This is a genomic window from Pseudidiomarina atlantica (genome assembly GCF_000753735.1).
Classification (GTDB): Bacteria; Pseudomonadota; Gammaproteobacteria; order Enterobacterales; family Alteromonadaceae; genus Pseudidiomarina; species Pseudidiomarina atlantica.
Genome location: NZ_JPIN01000013.1, coordinates 104,195 through 123,133 on the forward strand (window position 1 = coordinate 104,195; position 18,939 = coordinate 123,133).

An 18,939-nucleotide genomic window follows, 5' to 3' on the forward strand; every position below is an offset into this window, starting at 1 on the left:
TTGAGATCGCAACTTTTTTGCGCACTTTTTTTCTAACAGCATTGCAAAACAATCAGTGGTATCCTTTTTAGGGACTTAATTTCACGGGGGAATGGCATGAGTTGGAGAGGCTTTGTTGGTAAGCTGTTGTATTGGCCAGTGCGCTGGTTAACACGCTTCGAAGTCATTTTCGATGAAGATCTACAAGATCGTATTACACCTGAACACGTTGTGTATGTAATGCGTTCGAGTTCGGTAACCGATCTTTTGGTAGTCAAGCGCGCGCTTGCCAAAGCGGGGCTACCTGATCCCGAGGAGCCGCTGTTGATAAATGGCGTTCGCCATGCCCGTATTATGTATCTTGAGCAAGCACAACCGCGCCGCAACGAGCAAGCAGTAGACGAATTTTTGCAATTGCTACAGTCTCATCAAAAAGAACCTAATTTGAACGTTAAATTGGTACCCATAGGTCTGTTCTGGGGGCGTAAAGCAGGTCAGGAGCCGCGCCAAGGCAAACCCATGGTCGCGGATCTGGATAATCCCGGTCGTTGGCGCAAGTTTTGGCTGGTTTTATTCTCCGGGCGCAATATTTTGATGCGCGCAAGCCGTTCGGTAAGTCTCCGAGAAATGGCCGATCAACACGGCTGCGATAGACGCGTGGCACATAAACTAGCACGGGTGGCGCGGGTTCACTTTGTGCGTTTACGTTATGCGGTCGCTGGGCCAAAAGTGGCGCGCCGCGAACGCGTCATTCAAGAGTTACTGGAAAATCCAGCCATTAAGAAAGCCATTGCTGAAGAAGCGCGCAGTAAGAAAATCACGCCGGAAAAGGCAGCAAAGCGCGCCCGTGAATACCTCGATGAAATCGCCGCCAGTTATAGTGAAACGCTGGTGCGGGTGCTTGACCGCTTTATGGGCTGGATGTGGAGTCGTATCTATAACGGCATTCATGTGGAAGGCGGTGAGCGCATTCGTGAGCTTGCCGAAGCCGGTCATGAAATTGTTTATGTGCCATGCCATCGCAGCCACATGGACTATCTATTGCTAAGTTATGTCATTTACAAAGAAGGCCTTGTGCCACCGCATATTGCGGCCGGGGTGAACCTTGATTTCTTCCCCGCTGGCCCCTTGTTCCGACGAGGCGGCGCCTTTTTTATTCGTCGTAGTTTCAAGGGCAATAAACTTTATTCGACAGTGTTTCGTGAGTACCTCGATAGGCTGTTTAGCAAAGGCTACCCGGTCGAGTATTTCACTGAAGGTGGAAGGAGTCGGACGGGGCGTTTATTGCAGCCAAAAACCGGCATGATCGCCATGACTTTGCAGGGCATGCTACGTGGACAGCAACGTCCAATGTCGATTGTGCCGGTGTACTTAGGCTACGAACATGTCATGGAAGTAGGCACTTATTTGAAGGAACTCAAAGGCAAATCGAAAGAAAAAGAATCGGTTTGGCAGGTGCTTTCAAGCTTACGTCATTTGCGTAACTTCGGTTTCGGCTATGTGACTTTTGGTGAACCACTTAATGTGGGCCAAGCACTCGATCAACTCACCCCAGATTGGCGTGATTCGATCACGCATGGTGCAGAAGAACCTGCGCGCCCGCGGTGGTTGACGCCAACGGTTAACTTATTCGCCGAACAAATTATGCAGCGCATCAACGACGCTGCTGGATTGAACAGTGTTAACTTGACCGCATTGGCATTGTTGAGTGCGGAGAAACGCGCATTGACGCACCAAGAACTAGTTAATCAGCTTGATGTTTACACGCGTTTGTTGCGCGACGTTCCATATAGCAAGCTCGCTTATGTGCCAGCTGAAACCGGCGAGGAACTGTGGCAACTGGCTAAGCGTCACGACAAATTCGTCGTCAGCGAAGATACGATGGGCGAAATGATCAAGCTCGATGGTACCACTGCCATTGCGATGACCTACTACCGCAACAATATCATGCATATGGTGATAGTGCCGGCGTTGATCGCAGCTTATGCCTGTTCGCATAAAGAATTTGGCCTAGCGCCAGTGATTAAACTACTCGAGCAAGTGCAACCGTTGTTAAAAGAAGAGCTATTCATCAGTCATCCGCGCGACCAGATGGCGCTGTGGGCGGAAGCTATTGTCGAGCACTTAGTTAGCGTTGATTTACTGCAGAAAACCGCCGAAGATACTTATCGTACCCATACTCGTGAGACCACTGAGTACTTCCAGTTGCAACTATTGGCACGTGCAGCGAGTGAGACTTTACAACGCTACGCGATTGTCTTTGAGCTATTGCAGCAGGGCGGTGCGCATGGTCGTGCGGAGTTAGAGCAGGCGGCTGTCGACTTGGCGGAACGCCTCAGCGCGATGCATGGCGTAAGCGCACCTGAGTTTTTCGATAAGAAGTTGATCAGCGGTATCATTACGACACTTAAGCGTGAAGATTTCATTGAGGTCAACAGTGAGGGTAATTTTGTCGCCCATGCGAATGTCGCTGAGCTAAGCGATACCATTGATCGCCTGTTAGACACGCCAATCGTGCAGACGATTCGGCAAGCGGTGCAAAGCCGTTTACAGAATAGTAAAAACTAATCAATACCAGTAGCTGGCTGCCACCGCGGCAGCCAGTACCCAGCCGACATGATTATTGTGCAAAAACGCCTGGAAACAACGTTGCGGCTCGCGATACCAAATCATCAAGTGCTGCCAGACAAACAACACCGCGATCGCGCTCAAGCCGAGCCAAAACCACAGCGCAAACTGTAGGTGATAACCCAGCCAACTTAGTAGACCCAGCGTCGCCAGTTGCAATATACCGATGGCGACCCGATCGAAGCCAGCAAATAGGATTGCTGTTGATTTAACGCCAATCTTCACGTCATCGTCACGATCGGCCATAGCGTATTCGGTATCGTAGGCAACGGTCCAACAGATGTTAGCGGCAAACAGCAACCAAGCCGCCAGCGGTAATCCTTGGTTTAATGCGGTAAAAGGCATCAAAATACCAAAGCTAAAAGCAATGCCCAATACCACCTGTGGTAGCTGTGTGAAGCGTTTACAAAACGGGTACAGAATTGCCACACCTGCGGCGACAACACTCAATAGAATCGTCTCTTTGTTGAATTGCAGGACAATTAAAAAGGCAATCAGCAACAGGCCAACGAACAGCGCCAGTGCCTGCCAGCTTTGCACTTCGCCAGTCGCTAACGGCCGTAATTTGGTGCGAGTCACGTGTCCATCAACTTTGCGATCAGCGAAATCATTGATGACGCAACCGGCTGAGCGCATGACGAAAGCACCCAGCAGAAACAGCACCACAACTTTTAACGGTGGATTACCGGATCCGGCGATCAACAAGGCCGCGAGCATGGGCCAAGCGAGTAACAAGGTCCCAATCGGTCGGTCGGCACGCATCAGGCGTAGATAGGGATCAAACATGGTGAGTCTCCCGATAATGCTTGGCTAATGGTGAGGCTCCAATGAATACCTCGGCAACTAAAAGTTGCTGTTCGGCGGCATGAAAACAACTCCGCCGACCCCACAGCGTTTGCGCTGCATAGCCTAACTGTTGATGCAGCCGACCCACCTTAGAATCGGCAGCAAACTGCGATACTTCAACGGCACTACGGCGCAAATCTGGCTGATTAAACAAATGCTCGCCTAACGGTTTATCGCCGAGTGCTTCAAGCTTAAGTTTCGCTGCGGCGAGTGCCTGCAAAGGAAATACACTGCGAGCAAATACCCAAGGCTCGTGATCACACCAGAGAATAACCTCGCGGACAACGCCCCCTGCAATCTCACCTAGCCAGCGGGTTTCGTTGCCAAGCAGCGGCGCTTCACGTTGACCGAGCACTTGTACAGCAAAATGTTGACTGTGGTGTTTGAGCTTTGCCGTTAGCGAGTGTGGATCGAGTAACCAGTCGCCTACCACTGCAGGCCACTGTTCCGCCGCAGTCGGAAAGTGCCAATCGGCTTCACCGGCGTGTGTCACGACAGGATAATTGAGCGCAGGAAAGACAAAACTCATGGTGCTGATTTGCGATTGATGTGTTCAAACATGCGCAGCGCAGCGCCAACTAACAATCCTGAAAGCAGGCCAGTAAGGTGGGCTGTGTTGGCAACATTCACCCACAGCAAGTCGGTATAGCCAAGCGCTAGCCAAACCAACATAAAAATCATCAGACCATTAGGCAGGAACAGCGGATGACTTGGACGCTGCCATCCAACTATTGCGGCGATACCGAACAATCCATAGATAACTCCAGAGAGCCCGCCAAAATAGGGGCCACTGTCGTAAAGTTGTGCGACGTTGGAAATCACCCCGCAGAACACTAAAGCGATGAGCAGGTAAGTAGAGCCATAGGTGCGTTCGAATCGTCCGCCCAAATACCACCACCAAAATACGTTAAATAAGAAGTGCAAGACGCTAAAGTGCAACAAGGTAGGGGTAATGAAGCGCCAAGGTTGCGTCCACGGTAAGTCATTGAAGGTTGGGCTGATGCGCAGCGCCGCAAACACTGACTCGGCAAGTTGTGTGTTCAAGCTAATAAACACCAGCGTAACCAGCACGGCAAAGCTAATGGTAACGAGACCGGCTTGGCGTAAAAGTTGTTGCGGTAGAGAAGGGGTATGCGTCGTTGGAGCTGCTCTGCGCGGCGCCGATTGCAGCTCCGCTTCAGCACCGTCAGGATCCGCTTTAAATTCGTTGATAAGGTCTTTGGCGAGGGCGGTGTAACTAGATTGCACCACCCACAACTCTAACTGGTTCCCTTTTTCACTAACGGTGACAGGAATGCCCCGCTGCTGTAGGTAATGATGCAAGCGACGCATCATCTCAGCATTCTGGGTCACCAGTAGCTTTTGCATGTTAGTTGCGCTCCACCGCTTCAGGATACTGATGCGCCCAAGCGGTAAAGCCACCATCGAGGCTACTGACCGGTTCAATCCCTTGATGGGCAAGGTACTGGGCTGCACCTTGGCTACTATTGCCATGGTAACAAACCACGACGACCGGCTGGTCGTCGTCAAGTTCGGCAAGAAAGTCCGCAAGATTCGCATCCGTCAGGCGCACAGACCCTGGAATATGACCGAGTTCATAAGAGCGCGCATCACGAATATCGGCAAATTTAGCGTTACCGGCCTGCCACAACTCATGCGCAGTAGCAGCGTTGATACGTGAAAACTCAGCCATTGTTTACTCCTGTTGATTGCCGACGTTGGTGCAAAATCAGTTATGCATCCCAGTCCAACACAACTTTACCAGATTGGCCTGAAATCATGATTTCAAAGCCTTTTTCGAATTCATCTACGGGCAAATGATGCGTCAAAATCGGCGATAGGTCGAGTCCCGATTGCAACAGACTTGCCATTTTGTACCAAGTCTCAAACATTTCTCGGCCGTAGATGCCTTTAATGGTGAGGCCTTTAAAAATAACCTCATTCCAGTCGATGGCGACGCTTTGTGGCGGAATGCCGAGCATCGCAATCTTGCCACCATGATTCATGGTCGCCAACATTTGTGAGAACGCTGACGGCACGCCTGACATTTCTAAACCGACGTCAAAGCCTTCTTTCATTCCGAGTTCGGCCATTACGTCTGTGAGCTTTTCTTTACTTACGTCAACCGCGCGTGTGGCACCCATTTTCAAGGCTAACTCAAGGCGATACGGATTAACGTCGGTAATCACCACGTGTCGGGCGCCAACATGTCGGGCGACTGCAGCGGCCATAATACCAATGGGTCCCGCACCGGTAATGAGTACGTCTTCACCGACTAAGTCAAAAGCCAGAGCCGTATGCACGGCGTTGCCGAACGGGTCGAAAATTGCGGCTAAATCATCACTGATGTCATCGGGCAATTTGAATGCGTTTTCGGCCGGAATTACCAAGTATTCCGCGAACGCACCAGGACGGTTGACACCCACGCCGACGGTATTGCGGCACAAGTGGCGGCGACCGGCACGACAATTACGGCAATGGCCGCAAGTGATGTGGCCTTCGCCAGAAACACGGTCACCCTTGGTAAAGCCACGCACGCCATCGCCCATAGCTTCAACCACGCCAACATACTCATGACCGACAACCATAGGTACGGGGATGGTCTTTTGCGACCAGTCGTCCCATTTATAAATATGCACATCGGTACCGCAAATCGCGGTTTTCTTAATCTTAATCAGTAGGTCGTTGTAACCGTACTCAGGTTTCTCGGCATCAGTCATCCAAATGCCGGGTTCTGCATGTAATTTGGCAAGTGCTTTCATAGGTCCTCCGGACACTCAGTGCGCTTAAATAATACCGAGATCTTTACCAATTCGGGTAAACGCGTTGATAGCGCGTTCGAGCTGCTCGCGGCTGTGACCGGCTGACATTTGCGTACGGATACGTGCTTTGCCGCGCGGCACTACTGGGAACGAGAAGCCAATCACATAAATACCTTCTTGCAGCAGGCGATCAGCCATTTCTGAGGCTAATTTAGCATCGCCAATCATTACTGGGATAATGGCATGGTCGGCACCACTCAAGGTGAAACCTGCTTTGGTCATCTCACTACGGAAGAAGGCTGCGTTGTCCCACAACTGCTGACGCAATTCATCACCTTGTTCGAGCATCTCTAATACGCGAATTGAGGCTTGGACGATCGCTGGCGCGACTGAGTTTGAGAATAAATAAGGACGTGAACGTTGACGCAACCAGTCAATCACTTGTTTTTTGCCTGAGGTGTAACCGCCCGACGCGCCACCTAAGGCTTTACCTAAAGTCCCGGTGATGATGTCGACGCGACCCATGACGTCGCAATATTCGTGTGTGCCGCGGCCATTCGCACCTAGAAAACCAGTTGCGTGGCAATCGTCCATCATGGTCAAAGCGCCATATTTATCGGCTAGGTCACACACGCCTTTCATGTTGGCAATTACGCCGTCCATTGAGAACACACCGTCGGTCGCAATCAGAATGTGACGTGCGCCGTCGGCTTTAGCTTGTTGTAGCTGGGCTTCAAGGTCGGTCATATCGTTATTTTTATAGCGATACCGCTTGGCTTTGCTTAAGCGGATACCATCGATGATACTAGCGTGGTTGAGTTCATCACTGATAATGGCGTCTTCTGGCCCCATCAAGGTTTCGAACAAACCACCGTTAGCATCGAAGCATGACGAATACAGAATGGTTTCTTCAGTACCAAGAAATTCGCTCAGTTTACTTTCTAAAGTCTTGTGGATGTCTTGAGTACCACAGATAAAGCGCACTGAAGCTGTACCAAAACCGTGCTCATCAAGACCTTTTTTCGCTGCTGCAATGAGTTCAGGATGATTGGCAAGACCCAAATAATTATTAGCACAGAAGTTCAGCACAGACTGACCATCGCCAACTTTAATTTCCGCGGCTTGATCACTGGTGATAACGCGCTCTGTCTTATACAAACCTTCTTGTTTAAGTTCTTCGAGCTGTTGGTCTAGCTGTTGATAAAAATCATTCTTCATGTAATTCTCCGAGCTTTAGAAGCGTACGCAGGATTGCCTGCTATTCTTGGCTATTAGTTTACCTGATTTGCTAGGTATCGCGCATCCTCATTTCTATTGGCGGAGGAAAATCATGCACAAGCGTGCGATATATCCGGGCACTTTTGATCCCATTACTAACGGCCACGCTGATCTTATCGAGCGGGCGGCAAATTTATTTAGTGAAATTGTGGTTGGCGTCGCCAATAACCCACGCAAGCACCCGATGTTCTCACTCGAAGAACGGGTTGAATTAGTTCGTCAGGTCACCGATCAGTTGCCCAATGTGAGCGTTGTTGGCTTCAGTGGCTTACTCGTCGATTTCGCCAAAGAGCAGGGCGCAACAGTGCTGATTCGTGGTCTGCGCGCAGTCTCGGATTTTGAGTATGAATTCCAAATGGCGAATATGAATAGGCGCCTCTATCCAGGGCTCGAAAGTGTGTTTCTAACACCGTCTGAAGAAAATTCGTTTATTTCTTCAACTTTGGTGAAAGAAGTAGCCTTGCATCATGGCGATGTACGACAATTTACCGATGAACATGTCGCAAACGCCCTAAATGCGAAAATAAAAGCGCGTCAATCCTGACTTAATGCGCACTTCTAAGTGCTTCTTATTGGGTTAAAAAACCGTGAAGATGGCGCAAAAATAGGCGTCTAGGCTACCATTTTTGCGCGTTTCCAGTTAAAATCGCGCCGACTTTTTTGTTTCATTCGATTTTGCTCAGACCAGACCCTTAGGAGTCCACGACATGACTGATCTGGATTTACGCCAGTATGGCATCACAGACGTCACGGAAATTGTCCATAACCCTTCCTACGAACAACTGTTTGAAGAAGAAACCCGCGAAGATTTGCAAGGCTACGAAAAAGGTGTTGTCACCGAGCTCGGCGCCGTCGCTGTAGATACCGGCATCTTTACCGGCCGCTCACCAAAAGACAAATACATCGTTCGCGATGACACCACCCGCGACACCTTGTGGTGGGCCGACCAAGGTAAGAACGACAACAAAGCAATTACCCCTGAAGTCTGGGCTGACCTAAAAGAAACTGTGACTGAACAGTTATCAGGTAAGCGTCTTTTTGTGGTCGACACCTATTGTGGTGCAAATAAAGACACGCGTTTGTGCGTGCGCTTTATCACTGAAGTTGCGTGGCAAGCGCACTTCGTCAAAAACATGTTTATTCGCCCAACGGCAGAAGAGTTAGCGACTTTTAAGCCTGACTTTGTCGTTATGAATGGTGCAAAATGCATCAATGCAAAATGGCAAGAACACGGTCTCAATTCAGAGAATTTCGTTGCCTTTAACCTCACTGAACGCATTCAGTTGATCGGTGGCACTTGGTATGGTGGCGAGATGAAGAAGGGTATGTTCTCGATGATGAACTACTTCTTACCGCTGCAAGGCATTGCCTCTATGCATTGTTCCGCCAACGTTGGTGCAGACGGCGATGTCGCTATCTTCTTCGGCTTGTCTGGAACCGGCAAAACTACGCTATCCACCGACCCTAAGCGTCAACTGATTGGTGACGATGAACATGGTTGGGATGACGACGGTGTATTCAACTTCGAAGGCGGTTGCTATGCCAAGTGCATCAACCTGTCACAAGAAGCTGAACCTGACATCTACAACGCGATTCGCCGTGATGCATTGCTGGAAAATGTAACTGTACGCGAAGATGGCAGTGTAGATTTCAATGATGGCTCGAAAACTGAGAACACCCGTGTTTCTTACCCGATTCATCACATCGAAAACATCGTTAAACCTGTCTCTAAAGCAGGGCACGCAAAGAAAGTTATTTTCTTAACTGCCGACGCTTTCGGCGTATTACCGCCAGTGTCAAAACTGACCAAAGAGCAAACTAAGTATCACTTCCTGTCTGGCTTCACCGCTAAATTAGCCGGTACTGAACGTGGTATTACCGAACCAACACCTACTTTCTCAAGTTGTTTCGGTGCGGCGTTCTTGAGCCTGCACCCAACCAAATACGCTGAAGTCTTGGTCAAACGGATGGAAGCGGCAGGTGCGGAAGCCTATTTGGTCAACACGGGTTGGAACGGTACTGGCAAACGTATCTCTATTAAGGCTACGCGCGCAATCATCGATGCAATTCTGGACGGTAGCATCGAGAATGCCGAGTTCGTCAGCTTGCCATACTTTAACTTAGCAATGCCAACGGACCTGCCAGGTGTTGAAGACAGCGCGATTCTTGATCCACGCAACACCTATGCAGATGTTGCGGAATGGGATTTACGGGCGAATGATCTGGCGCGTCGCTTTGTTGCAAACTTCGAGAAGTTTACCGACAACGATGAGGGTAAAGCCCTCGTCGCGGCAGGGCCACAACTAAGTTAAGGGTGGTCTGCCTTGACCCAATAAAAGCCGAGCCTAGTAGCTCGGCTTTTTTGTTTGCACTGCCCTGAAACATTTGAAAACAGTTTAATGAGCACATTCACTGGCACTACGGCAATGTTGTGGAATAATTCTCAGCAACTTAAAAAGTTGGGAATGTTCCATGCGTATCGAAGTAGAACAAGTTGTGAAGGATTACGCCACGGTCAGAGCCGTGGATGCAGTGAACTTAACGGCAAGCGGTGGAGAGATTCTCGCGTTGCTTGGGCCAAATGGTGCAGGCAAGTCGTCGTTGGTGCGGATGATGGTAGGTTTAACCCATCCAGACAGTGGTTCGATTCGCTATTTTCGCGATGAGCAAGCGGTACAATTGAGCACCTCCGCATTTGGTTATTTGCCCGAAGATCGTGGGCTTTATCAGGACCGTACGCTGGTCGATAATTTACGTTACATCGGGCGTTTGCGTGGTATGTCGAAGGAGCAAACCCAATCAAGTATCGACCAGTGGTTGGCGCGTTTTAACTTAACCGTCCGAGCCAAAGAGCCGATGCGCCAGCTGTCTAAAGGCAATCAGCAAAAAGTCCAGTTGATCGCGACTTTACTGCATGATCCTCAGCTAGTGGTCCTCGATGAACCGTTCTCAGGTCTTGATCCAGTGAATCAAGAGTTTGTATTGACTGTACTGGAAGAACTTCGCCAGCGCGGCTGCACTGTGATCCTAAGTGCTCACCAAATGGCGCTAGTAGAGCGTATGGCCGACAAGCTGGTGTTGATGAATCAAGGCAAAGTCATCGCTCAAGGCAGCCTTGCCGAGGTCCGCAAGCAATTATTGCAGCGCAGCTCGCTGTTCGTTGAATTTGCAACGCCGGTACCAGTTGAGATCGTTGCCGCTTTGCCTGGGGTGGAACAAGTCGAGGTACAGTCGGCACAAGACTTTGCACTGACTTGTAGCGAGCAGGTGGCAACGGAGGTGTTGTTAACGCAGTTGCAGCAACTTGGGCCGGTGCGGCAGTTTAGCCAGCAACAGCAAAACCTTCACGAACTCTACTTGCAGGCGGTGCAATCATGAAACGTTGGCAACAAATTATGCGCATTGGCGGATTTGAATTCCGTCGTTTTTTCAAATGGAAACAAGAGCTCTTTTCGTTGGTCTTGATGGCAGTGTTGTTTGCTATCTCGATTGGTTGGGGTGAGTTGAAAACTTCATTGGAAGAAACCCATCAAGTGGCAGTAGTTGCCCCGTTTGAATTGCCAGCAGTCGCTAACATTGAGTGGCAAGCGATGACTGAAGCTGAACCAGCATTTGCGCTCTTGGGTAAAGAGGTTGCCGGAGTGCTGTTGATTGAGCCAGATCCACAACAGGGCTATCGCGCAGAATTAGTCGCATTAAATAGTGCCGGTTGGCAAGGTCGTGTGCAGACACAGCTGCAAGCGTTCTTGCAACAACAAAAGCTGGGTGACATGAACCTTTCCGAGGAACAAATCGCCGCACTCAACACGCCACCGAGCTTTACTGTCATTATTCAACGCGACGAGGAAGCTGCCAGTTCGGCTGATAAAGCACTGCCATCGTTAATCCTGGTCAGTATTATGGTAGGGGTGTTTGGTAGCTTTGGCTTAATGATGACGGCCATTACTCAAGAAAAACAGCAACGTGTCACCGAACAATTGTTGACTTTGATCACCCCAGGCGAGTGGATGGACGGCAAAATTCTTGGGATCACCTTACACTGCTTAAAAAGCATGGTGACCGTCTTGGTGATCATTGTTTTGGTCATAGTGGTAATGTCTGTCATAGGCGGCGACGCAGTAGAACTGCCCAGTATTAACCTTGAATTAGTGCTCGCGACCTTGTTGTTCGCATTACTTGGTTTAGCCATGATCAATGCGATGATGGCTGGATTTGCGGCCACTATCGATGATCCGAATCACTCAGGGCGCACGGCGATGATGCTGATTCCGGCGCTATTCGTCGGGGCCGGCTTTGGCGTAATGGATTCACCGCAAGGCTTATTAGCACAAATTTTAAGTTGGTTCCCGCTGACTTCTTTTGCCGTCATGCCGATTCGGGTTGCCGATGGTGGTGTCGCTTGGTGGGAATGGCTCGGTAGTTTTGCGGTGCTGATGTTGACGACCTATGTGATTCGCTCGGCCGCGGTGCGGTTGTTCCGCTTGGGTATTACCATGTACGGTAAAGAGCCTTCATGGCGGCTAATGGGCCGCGCGCTCATCGGTCGTCGGGTCTAACTCGAGATCCGTAATAGTGCGATTCCGACCTTGTGCTTTAGCGGCATAGAGTGCTTGGTCGGCACGTCGCATAAGTGTTTGTTCACTGTCGTCAGTTTGATAGCAAGCAACGCCGGAACTTATGGTAATGTGAATATCATTCACAAAAACGAAGGTCGCCACCGTATTACGGATTTTTTCAGCGAGCATTTTTCCCTGTTGGCGATCGCTTGCGGGTAATACAATCAGAAACTCTTCACCGCCCCAACGACCGACGATGTCGGTAGCGCGCAAGTTACTACGGAGTAACTGAGCGAGCTCAATCAAAATGCGATCACCGGTTTGATGGCCGAAGTCATCATTAACGCGTTTAAAGTGGTCGATATCGAGCAAAATCACGCAACAACCAAGCTTTTCATATTTGGCACGGCGCAGTGCGCGACTAAGTGCCTGATCAAGTTTACCGCGGTTGTTTAAGCCGGTGAGCGGGTCAGTGACGGCAATATACTCCAACCTTTCACTATGTTGCTCAAGATATTGAAAAGCTTCGGCACGGGTTTTTTCGATGTGTCGCAGAATCACGATTAAAGCAGCCGTCGCAATGATGATGTTGCCAAATGCGCGCATCGTGAAGGGCGCCGCCTTCCAACCATCGTAGACCTGCGCGATATAAATGAGGATTCCACCGATAACCATCACACTAAGACTAAAGCCCCAAGTACGCCCCAATAAGAAATAGGCAATGGGAGGAAAAATGGTGAGCCAATAAAGTGCGTAATGTTGTCCTGCTGCCATCATTGTGTAGGCAATTAAAACAGCCGCGATGACGAGTGTCGTCAACCAAGCGATAAATTGTGCAGCAGGTGGATGCCAGTAGAGCCATACGAGAAAACCAACGGCAATGGCAAGGCAAAGATAGTGCACTACCGCAAGCAGCTGATTACCTTCAATTAATTGATTGATAACCCCTAAGACGAGGGCAACGAACAGGAGGACCCAGAGCAGGGCCTTTAAAAATTGGACCCGCCGGTAAAGCGGGTCCAGGGGAGAGTGCGCAGGCGGTAACATAGACCTGCTTACCTCGCTTATTGAAGTTGCTCAGCGTGCGGTAGTTCGTGGGCTGGTGCTTCGGTAGCGCCTTCTTTCAAAAAGCTATCCATCCAGCGCATCAAGCGCATGCTGTAGTCAAGTTGGGCGGCGACGCGGCGGTTACCGTGGCCTTCACCCGGATAGAGCACTAAACGTACAGGTACATTACCATGGGTTTTCAAATAACGATACAACTCCATGGATTGGCTCGGATGCACCCGTGTGTCTTCTTTACCGTGCATGATAAGAATAGGTGTACGTGCTTTTTCGGCATGATAAATCGGGCTACGCTCAAGATACCACTGCCATTTTTCCCATGGATAACTGCGTGCGTGTACGGCATGCATCTCTTTGGCGATGTCAGTCGTACCAAATTTCGAAATGTTGTCGCTAATACCAACAAACATGACGCTGGCAGCCCAATGCTCGGTTTGAGCGGTGGCACCCCATGCGGAGGCAAAACCACCGTAGGAACCACCGGTAATGCCGGCGCGCTCGCCATCGACTAAGCCCATTTCGACCAGGGCATTTTTACCATCGACAAGGTCATCGAATTCTTTACCAGCGTAATCGTTTTGCCCAAGCTTTGAGAATTCAACGCCGCGTCCGGTACTGCCACGATAATTAGGGAAGAACAGTGCATAGCCTTGTTGGGCGGCATATTTTACTGGGCTGCCGTAGCGGTCGAGCCAACCATTACTGTAATGCGCTTCAGGACCACCATGGACCACGGTGATTAACGGATAGCGCGTGCCTTCTTGGTAATCGGTCGGGTAGACCAAAATACCTTCCAATTCAAGGCCATCACGGGCTTCGTAGGTGATGGTTTCTTGGCGTGGCATGGTGATTTCAGCCAACCATGGGTTGGAATCGGTGACGCGCAACATGGTTTGATTTTCAACGCGGAATAACTCAGTCGGATGGCTCGCAGTGTTGGCGCGAGCATAAAACGATGACTGCCCTGGCGTCGCTTCAATATCTACTACTATAGCTTCGCCTGCTGCAACCAAAGGTCGCGTTTCGAGCCATTGCATAGTGATGGCTTGTACTTCGGTTTCGGTGCCAATTGCGCCTAGATAGATGAGCTCGTCATTACCGCGCCAATCGATGTCTTGAACATGCCCTTGATAGTCGGGCAACACCTCACGAACTTCATTGTCATTTTGGGTATCGAACACATACAAACGACCTGTCGCTGGGTCGTTGTAGTCAGCAGCGCCGATCACCGCCAAATAGCGGCCATCTGGTGAAAATTCGGCTTTGCCCAATTTACCCGTGGTGGCAAAGGCAGCTTCTTCAACGCCAGCAAATGAAATCAATTGATACTCGCTGCTCATGTAGTTGTCATCTACTAAGGCTGTTGGCGCAGTCCGTACCAACAATTGTTCGTGTCCGGGGCGAAATGCCACTGAATAGATTTGTTGCTCTTTGGTCAGTTGCACGGCCATCGGGCTCTCTGCGGTTAAATCAACCAACCAGGCATGGGTAAATTCGTTTTCTTCTTCGTAGACTTCGGCTTTAAAGCCTTTTTTCGCTAGTTTTTTATCAGCTTCATCGGCTTTAGCGCGCGCGGTAAACGCGAGGTAGCGTCCGTCTTCGCTTAAGGCGTAGCTGAAGATGCTGTTTTCATGGCTGAACACTTTTTGTGCTTCACCACCTTGCAACGAGATTTTATAGAGACTGGTATGCTCATCACCATCGCGCTTGCTGGTAAAGTAGATAGCGTCACCATGAATGGTTACGGCACCGACTCCTGACTTATCATTCACAAATGAGACAGGTTCGGCGTTGTCACGCGCAACCAATAGTTCGACAAAGCTACCGCCGTCGTCATCGACATAGGGGGTACGGGGTGAAACACGGGTAAATGCTGCAACACTGCCATCATCGCTAACGGCAACGCTGTTAATCGACTTTACCGTAACCGTTTCGGTGAGCGTGATATCGCGCGCTGAGGCGCTAAAACTAAGCGCTACACACAAGGCAGATAGACCTATACGAAGGAACATCTCGATCTCCTATTTATGTTATTTTTCTTCCACATAGTAGCAGCAAAATAGTTGACTTCCCACGAAATCACGCCACTCTAAGCAGGTCATAAAGTTAATACGGGAGTCTGCATGGCAGATCAAGTTTGGATTGGGATAATCCTCATCGCAGCTTTGGCGTTATTTGTTTACGATCGCTGGCGCTATGACTTTGTAGCGATGGGTGCATTATTTGCTGCCTACATCGTCGGCTTGATTCCACGTAATGAAGTGTTCTCAGGATTTGGCAATGCCGCCGTGATCACCGTCGCTGCAGTCCTTGTGATTAGCCACGCGCTGTGGCGCTCGGGAGTAGTAGATAGCATGGCTAGCAGTGTCAAACAGGTCGGCGACCGTGTTTGGCTGCAGATGATTGTGCTGACTGGGTTAACTACCTTTGTCTCTGCGTTTATCAGTAATACGGGCGCTATGGCGATTATGATCCCAGTCGCGTTGCAACTATCACGCAATGGTGCTGGGCATGCTTCGTTGATGCTGATGCCAATGGCTTTCGGTTCGCTCCTAGGTGGAACTATTACCATGATAGGTACACCGCCCAACATCATTATTTCAGATATTCGTGCTGCGCATGATGCGGACCCTTTTGGCATTTTTGATTTTACTCCTGTCGGTTTATCACTGGCTGTAGCAGGCTTGGTCATGATGTGGGTAACGGCGCATTGGTTAGTGCCGCGCAGTAAGAGTCGTGATACGTCAAATTCACCTTACGATGTCAGTGCTTATCTGACCGAGCTGTACTTGCCGGAAAACGCAGCGCTTATCGGCCATACCTTGTTTGAATTTGAATCGAAGATTAAAGAAAACTTTGCGGTGGTCGCACTCAAGCGCGGCAAGCAACTGATCACCGCGCCACCGCGTTATCAACGCCTGAAGGCCGAAGATGTTCTCATCATCGAAGCTGACGCCGAGACCCTTCAGCAAATTCTCGACATCACCAAATTTGAACTGAATGCCGAAGAGCAACTCGATACGCGCTTTTTGGTTTCTGATGAAATCAAAGTCATTGAAGGTATCGTCGGCCATGATTCTCGTCTGATCGGTCGTTCCGCCGCGGACTTGCGTATTCGCCACCGCTTTGGGGTCAATGTGCTAGCGGTCGCGCGCGAAGGACAGCCACTCAAACCGAGTCTCTCGGATGTCAGATTCAAACCTGGTGACGTGTTGTTGTTACAAGGCGACGCAGAGGTCCTCGATGATGTCTTCAAACGCTTTGGCTGCTTCCCGCTGGCGCAACGCAGTTTACGCCTTGGCAGTAAGCGCAAACTTTTGGTTCCGCTGGGGATTTTTGCTGGCGCTGTGCTTGCCAGTGCGTTTGGTTTACTCAGCGTACCGGTGGCATTTAGCATGGCTGCGGGACTCATGGTGTTGGCCAATGTGATTCCGATACGCGAGCTTTACGAACACATCGAATGGCCGATTATTGTATTGCTGGCTGCGACCATTCCTTTAGGTGGTGCGATGGAGCGCAGCGGTGCCGCAGACACCCTTGCGACGGGCGTATTGTGGATTAGCATGAGTTCGCCAGACGTGGTTGCCTTGGTCATCTTGTTAGTGGCGACCATGTTACTGTCAAATATCATCAATAACGCCGCAGCGGCGGTGTTGATGGCACCGATCGGCATCAGCTTGGCGAGCAGCTTGGAAGCATCCATGGACCCGTTTTTGATGGCTGTCGCCGTCGGCGCTGCGTTACCCTTTTTAACGCCGATTGGGCACCAATCGAATATCTTGGTGATGGGCCCAGGGGGCTATCGCTTTAAAGACTACTGGCGCTTAGGTTTGCCGTTGTCGATAGCCATGGTCATTGTCGCCACCGTTATGATAACCCTGACTTGGCCAATGCGCGGGTAGCCTCTGCACCACGTGCAATAATCCGTACCTGCGCTATGGTCACTTCTAACAACTGCTGTCGCTCGGCTGCGCTGGCATCAAGCGCGTCAGCGCCGGCGCTGAATACCACGCGAACGATAGCGTCGGCATGGAGTTCGGCGAGTTGTCGGTCGAATTGTTGCTCGGCCACTAAATAATCGACGAGTTCAGCAGTGAAATGCTCAACTTCGCGTTGCACGGCAAGGCGAAACTCGCGTGAATTGCCAGATTTTTCTTGTAGTAAGAGTCGAAAAATTGCGGTGTTGTTAGCCACGAACTCCATAAAAGTCGTGACCGAGGCGCGAATAATTGAACCGCCTTTGGCGATTTGTTGGCGCGACTGGCGCAACAATTGCCGCAGTGCTAGGCCACCTTCATCGACCAAAGTCAAACCCAACTCTTCCATGTTCTGAAAGTGACGATAAAAAGAAGTAGGCGCGATCCCTGCTTCACGCGCGACTTCGCGCAAACTTAACGAAGCATAGCCGTGTTCCGCGCTCAGTTGATTCATTGCGGCTTGAATCAGGGCTCGACGGGTTTTTTCTTTTTGTTGGGCGCGAATACCGGCCATTTAGGGAACTTCCTTGGGCGTTGTGTTGCCGAATAAGTTGATTATGTCAGTGAACGCTTGTGCACGCAATTCATCGCTTTTTAGCAATTACTAGTTGCATGTCGAGGGCAAACTGCGTAAATTCAGCGTACACATGTTCGCTAAAAAGCTGGCATGGTTTTAAGTTTAATGTAGGTTGCTTTATGACGACGTCTGAAAATCCAAAACCAAAGATTATTTGGTTGAATACCCTCCTGTTTACTATCACTTTTTTGATCACCGTTATCGCAGTGCCTTGGTACGGAATCGTCCACGGTTACTCATTCGGTCTCTGGCTTGCCTTAGTAGCGACCATTGGCTTTGCTGGGATCTCAATTACCGCTGGCTATCATCGTTTGTGGGCCCATCGTGCCTACGACGCACACCGGTCATTGCGCATTTTATTTGCGCTCGGTGGCGCCTTAGCCGTGCAGAACAGCGCGTTGCATTGGTCATCTGATCATCGTGAGCATCACAAGCACGTTGATGATAATGATAAAGACCCGTATTCAGCCAAACGTGGTTTTTGGTATTCGCATATCGGCTGGATGCTACGCGAGTATCAGGCGTCACGTTACAGCGACTACAACAATGTGAAGGATTTACAGCAAGACCCTGTGGTCATGTGGCAGCACCGTAACTATTTGTTGCTAACCCTGCTCACCACTATTGGTTGGCCAGTAGCCCTGGGTTTACTCATTGGCGACGTGTGGGGAGCAGTTCTGCTCGTAGGTGTGGCACGCTTAGTGATTAATCATCACACGACGTTCTTTATTAATTCGCTGGCGCACATCTGGGGTAAGCAGACGTATACTGATCGTAATACAGCACGTGATAACGGCGTACTCGCTTTTCTGACGTTTGGTGAAGGCTATCACAACTACCACCATATCTTTTCAGCTGACTACCGTAACGGTATTCGCTGGTGGCACTTTGATCCGACCAAATGGTTGATTCGCGTTTGTTCATGGTTTGGCCTGACACGTAACTTGCGTCGCACCAATGGTTATCAAGTTGAGAAAGCGCGGTTAGAGATGCAGTTTAAGCGCGCTAAAGCGCGGGTTGCGACAGCGAACGAGACTGCGGTGCAAAAGCTTCACGATGAATTTGATGAGTTAATGCAGCGACTGCGCGCTTATTATCAAGCACGTAAGCAATTATTGGACGGTAAAGCCAAAGCCTTTGCCGAGCATATGCATGTACCGACGCGTGAAGAGATGCAGGTAAAAGTAGATGAATTACGCGCCGCGTTCGAAGAACACAAGCGCGCATTTAGACAGATGCTGCGCCAACAACTGACGCAGCACGTGAGCTAA

Annotated in this window: 16 protein-coding genes; 7 read left to right on the plus strand and 9 right to left on the minus strand. The window is 50.1% G+C overall.

Going from position 1 to position 18,939, the window contains the following annotated elements:
• The first annotated feature begins 96 nt into the window (after window positions 1–96).
• A complete protein-coding gene (gene plsB, locus IDAT_RS11800; protein ID WP_034733915.1) occupies window positions 97–2,547 on the plus strand; it encodes a glycerol-3-phosphate 1-O-acyltransferase PlsB in 2,451 nt (816 codons plus the stop codon).
• Here the strand turns inward: plsB and ubiA are convergent, their stop codons facing one another.
• Genes ubiA through IDAT_RS11830 form a run of 6 tightly spaced genes read right to left on the minus strand, consistent with a single transcriptional unit; the run spans window position 2,548 to window position 7,433 of the window.
• Window positions 2,548–3,393, minus strand: a complete 846-nt coding sequence (ubiA, locus tag IDAT_RS11805; RefSeq protein ID WP_034733918.1) for a 4-hydroxybenzoate octaprenyltransferase — start codon at window positions 3,391–3,393, stop codon at window positions 2,548–2,550.
• On the minus strand, window positions 3,386–3,982 hold the full coding sequence (locus IDAT_RS11810; RefSeq protein ID WP_034733921.1) for a chorismate--pyruvate lyase family protein: 597 nt from the start codon (window positions 3,980–3,982) through the stop codon (window positions 3,386–3,388). The genes ubiA and IDAT_RS11810 overlap by 8 nt, the downstream gene beginning before the upstream one ends.
• The gene (locus IDAT_RS11815; RefSeq protein ID WP_034733923.1) at window positions 3,979–4,821 is read right to left on the minus strand and encodes a rhomboid family intramembrane serine protease; all 843 of its coding nucleotides are present in this window, start codon (window positions 4,819–4,821) and stop codon (window positions 3,979–3,981) included. The genes IDAT_RS11810 and IDAT_RS11815 overlap by 4 nt, the downstream gene beginning before the upstream one ends.
• Before the next feature lies 1 nt (window position 4,822).
• Window positions 4,823–5,146 carry a thiosulfate sulfurtransferase GlpE gene (gene glpE / locus IDAT_RS11820; protein WP_034733925.1) on the minus strand — a complete coding sequence of 108 codons (324 nt, stop codon included), beginning with the start codon at window positions 5,144–5,146 and terminating at the stop codon, window positions 4,823–4,825.
• A gap of 40 nt (window positions 5,147–5,186) precedes the next feature.
• On the minus strand, window positions 5,187–6,215 hold the full coding sequence (gene tdh / locus IDAT_RS11825) for an L-threonine 3-dehydrogenase (protein WP_034733928.1): 1,029 nt from the start codon (window positions 6,213–6,215) through the stop codon (window positions 5,187–5,189).
• A gap of 24 nt (window positions 6,216–6,239) precedes the next feature.
• On the minus strand, window positions 6,240–7,433 hold the full coding sequence (locus IDAT_RS11830) for a glycine C-acetyltransferase (RefSeq protein WP_034733930.1): 1,194 nt from the start codon (window positions 7,431–7,433) through the stop codon (window positions 6,240–6,242).
• Window positions 7,434–7,545: 112 nt separating this feature from the next.
• Here IDAT_RS11830 and coaD point away from each other — a divergent pair, with 112 nt between their 5' ends.
• The 4 genes from coaD to IDAT_RS11850 all read left to right on the plus strand — a co-directional run bounded on the left by coaD (window position 7,546) and on the right by IDAT_RS11850 (window position 12,049).
• Window positions 7,546–8,037, plus strand: coding sequence for a pantetheine-phosphate adenylyltransferase (gene coaD, locus IDAT_RS11835; RefSeq protein ID WP_034733933.1), 492 nt, complete (start codon window positions 7,546–7,548; stop codon window positions 8,035–8,037).
• 163 nt (window positions 8,038–8,200) lie between these two features.
• Window positions 8,201–9,805, plus strand: a complete 1,605-nt coding sequence (gene pckA / locus IDAT_RS11840) for a phosphoenolpyruvate carboxykinase (ATP) (RefSeq protein WP_034733936.1) — start codon at window positions 8,201–8,203, stop codon at window positions 9,803–9,805.
• A gap of 160 nt (window positions 9,806–9,965) precedes the next feature.
• Window positions 9,966–10,871, plus strand: a complete 906-nt coding sequence (locus tag IDAT_RS11845) for an ABC transporter ATP-binding protein (RefSeq protein ID WP_034733939.1) — start codon at window positions 9,966–9,968, stop codon at window positions 10,869–10,871.
• Window positions 10,868–12,049 carry an ABC transporter permease gene (locus IDAT_RS11850; protein WP_034733942.1) on the plus strand — a complete coding sequence of 394 codons (1,182 nt, stop codon included), beginning with the start codon at window positions 10,868–10,870 and terminating at the stop codon, window positions 12,047–12,049. Before IDAT_RS11845 ends, IDAT_RS11850 begins: the two co-directional genes overlap by 4 nt.
• Here the strand turns inward: IDAT_RS11850 and IDAT_RS13055 are convergent.
• Window positions 12,014–13,096 (minus strand): GGDEF domain-containing protein, encoded by a 1,083-nt coding sequence (locus IDAT_RS13055; RefSeq protein ID WP_051986801.1) that lies wholly within the window; start codon window positions 13,094–13,096, stop codon window positions 12,014–12,016. The two genes, IDAT_RS11850 and IDAT_RS13055, sit on opposite strands and share 36 nt — an antisense overlap.
• A 17-nt stretch (window positions 13,097–13,113) precedes the next feature.
• Window positions 13,114–15,126 (minus strand): S9 family peptidase, encoded by a 2,013-nt coding sequence (locus IDAT_RS11860; protein WP_034733945.1) that lies wholly within the window; start codon window positions 15,124–15,126, stop codon window positions 13,114–13,116.
• Between the two features lie 111 nt (window positions 15,127–15,237).
• On the opposite strand from IDAT_RS11860, the gene IDAT_RS11865 reads away from it, so the two are divergent.
• Complete coding sequence (locus IDAT_RS11865; RefSeq protein ID WP_034733947.1) at window positions 15,238–17,016, plus strand: SLC13 family permease; 1,779 nt, start codon at window positions 15,238–15,240, stop codon at window positions 17,014–17,016.
• Here IDAT_RS11865 and fabR read toward each other — a convergent pair.
• Window positions 16,982–17,605, minus strand: a complete 624-nt coding sequence (gene fabR / locus IDAT_RS11870) for an HTH-type transcriptional repressor FabR (RefSeq protein ID WP_034733950.1) — start codon at window positions 17,603–17,605, stop codon at window positions 16,982–16,984. The two genes, IDAT_RS11865 and fabR, sit on opposite strands and share 35 nt — an antisense overlap.
• A 182-nt stretch (window positions 17,606–17,787) precedes the next feature.
• On the opposite strand from fabR, the gene IDAT_RS11875 reads away from it, so the two are divergent.
• The gene (locus IDAT_RS11875) at window positions 17,788–18,939 is read left to right on the plus strand and encodes a fatty acid desaturase (protein ID WP_034733952.1); all 1,152 of its coding nucleotides are present in this window, start codon (window positions 17,788–17,790) and stop codon (window positions 18,937–18,939) included.

What these genes read in the sequence shown, in the direction of transcription:
- plsB (WP_034733915.1), top strand. Translation starts at nt 97, where the DNA reads ATGAGTTGGAGAGGCTTTGTTGGTAAGCTGTTGTATTGGCCAGTGCGC.
- ubiA (WP_034733918.1), bottom strand. Translation starts at nt 3,393, where the DNA reads ATGTTTGATCCCTATCTACGCCTGATGCGTGCCGACCGACCGATTGGG.
- IDAT_RS11810 (WP_034733921.1), bottom strand. Translation starts at nt 3,982, where the DNA reads ATGAGTTTTGTCTTTCCTGCGCTCAATTATCCTGTCGTGACACACGCC.
- IDAT_RS11815 (WP_034733923.1), bottom strand. Translation starts at nt 4,821, where the DNA reads ATGCAAAAGCTACTGGTGACCCAGAATGCTGAGATGATGCGTCGCTTG.
- glpE (WP_034733925.1), bottom strand. Translation starts at nt 5,146, where the DNA reads ATGGCTGAGTTTTCACGTATCAACGCTGCTACTGCGCATGAGTTGTGG.
- tdh (WP_034733928.1), bottom strand. Translation starts at nt 6,215, where the DNA reads ATGAAAGCACTTGCCAAATTACATGCAGAACCCGGCATTTGGATGACT.
- IDAT_RS11830 (WP_034733930.1), bottom strand. Translation starts at nt 7,433, where the DNA reads ATGAAGAATGATTTTTATCAACAGCTAGACCAACAGCTCGAAGAACTT.
- coaD (WP_034733933.1), top strand. Translation starts at nt 7,546, where the DNA reads ATGCACAAGCGTGCGATATATCCGGGCACTTTTGATCCCATTACTAAC.
- pckA (WP_034733936.1), top strand. Translation starts at nt 8,201, where the DNA reads ATGACTGATCTGGATTTACGCCAGTATGGCATCACAGACGTCACGGAA.
- IDAT_RS11845 (WP_034733939.1), top strand. Translation starts at nt 9,966, where the DNA reads ATGCGTATCGAAGTAGAACAAGTTGTGAAGGATTACGCCACGGTCAGA.
- IDAT_RS11850 (WP_034733942.1), top strand. Translation starts at nt 10,868, where the DNA reads ATGAAACGTTGGCAACAAATTATGCGCATTGGCGGATTTGAATTCCGT.
- IDAT_RS13055 (WP_051986801.1), bottom strand. Translation starts at nt 13,096, where the DNA reads ATGTTACCGCCTGCGCACTCTCCCCTGGACCCGCTTTACCGGCGGGTC.
- IDAT_RS11860 (WP_034733945.1), bottom strand. Translation starts at nt 15,126, where the DNA reads ATGTTCCTTCGTATAGGTCTATCTGCCTTGTGTGTAGCGCTTAGTTTT.
- IDAT_RS11865 (WP_034733947.1), top strand. Translation starts at nt 15,238, where the DNA reads ATGGCAGATCAAGTTTGGATTGGGATAATCCTCATCGCAGCTTTGGCG.
- fabR (WP_034733950.1), bottom strand. Translation starts at nt 17,605, where the DNA reads ATGGCCGGTATTCGCGCCCAACAAAAAGAAAAAACCCGTCGAGCCCTG.
- IDAT_RS11875 (WP_034733952.1), top strand. Translation starts at nt 17,788, where the DNA reads ATGACGACGTCTGAAAATCCAAAACCAAAGATTATTTGGTTGAATACC.